The sequence below is a fragment of the Mesorhizobium sp. M7D.F.Ca.US.004.03.1.1 genome (genome assembly GCF_003998635.1).
GTDB lineage: Bacteria > Pseudomonadota > Alphaproteobacteria > Rhizobiales > Rhizobiaceae > Mesorhizobium > Mesorhizobium loti.
In genome coordinates, this window is the sequence record NZ_RZQG01000796.1 from 1 (window position 1) to 2,777 (window position 2,777).

A 2,777-nucleotide genomic window follows, 5' to 3' on the forward strand; every position below is an offset into this window, starting at 1 on the left:
CGCGGTGGGTGCCATTGATGCGGTCGCCGGTGCCGAGCACGGACATCGCGCCGACCGCCGTCGCCTCCTGGCCGATGCTGGCATGCGCCGGACCATGCACCAGCCCGGCATTGGCGAGATCGAGCACTTTTTCCTCGAAACGCCGGATGAGCAGCATCTGGTGATACCAGCGCACCAGGCTCGAAACCTCGGCGTCGTTCCAGTCCGAATCGTCGACCTCTAGCCGCAACCAGGGCGCCGATGGCTGGATCGATATCTGCTGGACCATGTCAGCTATTTCCGTTCTGGTAGATGATATATCAAATATTTTCTCAGTCGATTGCGGCGAGCCATTTTTCCTGGGCACTGCACTGGCTCGCGGGCACTGAACAAATGGAATTAAATTTCATTTTCTGCGCGAAGCCGAGACTAAGCCGGGACGGCGGCGTTCCGCAAGAGGAATTTTGAGGGGCGCTTTCGGCCATTCCAGCGAGAAGCCGGAGCACCGATTTGCGGCGGGAGCTCACTGGCGGATCGGCAGGGGAGACGCTCGGCTACCGCTCCGCCCGGTGTTGAAAAAACTGCAAGAACAATTCCCGCTCCGTGGTGATGTCGAGCTTCTCGTAGATACGCCGGCGATGGTTCTTGACCGTGCCGACGGTGATGCCGAGGCGCTCGGCGATGTTCGCCGTCGGGTGGCCGGCGAGGATCAGCTGGACCAGCTCCCGTTCGCGCAGCGACAGCTCCGGCCACAGGCCGGCCGGAATGATGGGCTCCTGCCGGGGCGAGGCGCCGGGGCCTGTCGGCGCCGACGTGCGGGAGAATTTTGCTCCCCGCGCCTTGATGTCGAGCGCGTGCAACGCCTCGAACACCGGCAGCCGCTCATCCAGCAGGGATATCTCGCTGTCCTTGAATGATGTGGTCGAGCGGTCGAGGAAGATGCCGAGGCACCAGTCGCCGCCATCAGCAAGCATGATGCCGACCTCGTCGCAGATCTCCGACTGCGCCAGGAAGCCGGCAATGTACTGGCCGCGCTTGGCCGCGTCGTCGGCGAGCCGCTTCAGCGGCATTATGCCCAGCCTTCGATCGCGCCGCCACGAGGCATAGAACGGGTCGAAGACGTAGTAGTTATCGAGATAGCGCCGGATCATCTCGTCCGAGAAGCGCCGATGCTTGATGAATTCCGGCGTCTGCGTCGCCGAATAACGTGTCACCGTGACGAGATCGTGCTCGATGTCCGCGCCGATCAGGTCGATCAGGCAGTCGACATGCCTGTCCGTGCCGGTGGCGGCGATCGCTTTGGCGAGCGGCGCCCAGATGGTCCCCATGCGCATGCCCTTTTCTCGGCGATCCCTGCCCAACCGTCATTGTGTCTTTAGGCATATGGCGCGAAGCCGCCCATCGAATCTAGCCTGGCGTCAACCTAGACCAGATCCCGAGGCGACCGTGACCCAGCCAAACCTGACCAGTCCAATCATTGGCAATCCAATCGTCATCGGCATCGACGCCGGCGGCACCATGACCGACACGATCCTTGTCGATCAGGACGGCCACTTCAAGATCGGCAAGTCTGCGACCACGCCGAAGAACGAAGCCGAGGGCTTTCTGGCTTCGGCCGAGGACGCGGCGGATGCCTGGGGCATCTCGCTGGAATCACTGTTTTCCGGCGTCAACGTCGTGCTCTATTCCGGCACCGGCATGCTCAACACGTTGCTGTCGCGCACCGGCCGCCGGCTCGGCCTGATCACCACCAAGGGCCTCGAGGACATGATCCTGATGGGCCGCGGCCTGCAGGCCTGGGCCGACTATTCCTATGCCGACCGGCTGCATGCGGTCACCCACCATCATCCCGATCCGCTGGTGCCGCGCCGCCGCACCCATGGCGTCACCGAGCGCATCGACCAGTTCGGCGACATCGTGCTGCCGCTCTATGAACACGAAGTCTCAGCCGCCGCGAAAAAGCTGATAGCCGACAAGGTCGAGGCGATCTGCATCATGACCATCTTCTCGCACGTCAATCCGGTGCACGAGAAGCGCATCGCCGAGATCTGCCGCGCGGAGGTCGATAAGGCCGGCGCCGACATCATCGTCTACACCAGCCATGAGGTCCGCCCGGTCATCCGTGAGCAGTCGCGGCTGAACTCGGTGCTGATCGAGGCCTACGCCACCTCGCGTGGCCGCAAGCAGCTCAAGGGCATTGAGGACGTCTCGAAGAAATACGGCTTCAAATATGGCGTGCAGACGCTGCTCTCCTTCGGCGGTCTGACCTCGATCAACCACCCGCGCCTGCATGAAACCATGATCTCAGGCCCGATCGGCGGCATCCTCGGTGCTGCCTATGTCGGCAAACTGATCGGCAACGACTCGCTGATCTGCTCGGACATGGGCGGTACCTCCTTCGATATGGGCGTCATCACGCGCGGTCAGACGCGAATTGAGAACGAGCCGCTGATGGACCGCTTCAAGCTCAACGTGCCGACGCTGCATCTCGACACGATCGGCGCTGGCGCCGGCATGATCCTCAAGGTCGACCCGCTGACCAAGAAGGTTAGCCTCGGGCCGGAAAGCGCCGGCTCCGACCCCGGCCCGATCTGCTTCGATCGCGGCGGTACCGAACCCACGATCGCCGATTGCGACGCCATTCTCGGCCGGCTGAACCCGTACTATTTCCTGGGCGGCAAGGTCGTGCTGCAGGTCGAAAAGGCGCGCCGCGCCTTCCAGGAGAAATGCTCCGACATATTGGGCGTCGGGGTGGAAGAAGCCGCCGAAGGCATGATCGACATGTTGGAGTCCGATGC

Annotated in this window: 2 protein-coding genes and 1 pseudogene; 1 reads left to right on the forward strand and 2 read right to left on the reverse strand. The window is 62.7% G+C overall.

Going from position 1 to position 2,777, the window contains the following annotated elements; all coding sequences use genetic code 11:
- Both EN935_RS29965 and EN935_RS29970 read right to left on the reverse strand, forming a co-directional pair.
- Positions 1 to 268, reverse strand: a pseudogene (locus EN935_RS29965) (MFS transporter); the annotation flags it as partial.
- A 265-nt stretch (positions 269 to 533) separates the two neighbouring features.
- Entirely contained in the window at positions 534 to 1,313 is a 780-nt protein-coding gene (locus EN935_RS29970) for a LuxR C-terminal-related transcriptional regulator (RefSeq protein ID WP_127262735.1), read from the reverse strand.
- A 142-nt stretch (positions 1,314 to 1,455) separates the two neighbouring features.
- On the opposite strand from EN935_RS29970, the gene EN935_RS29975 reads away from it, so the two are divergent.
- On the forward strand, positions 1,456 to 2,777 hold a 1,322-nt coding region (locus EN935_RS29975), incomplete at its 3' end, for a hydantoinase/oxoprolinase family protein (RefSeq protein ID WP_164771449.1).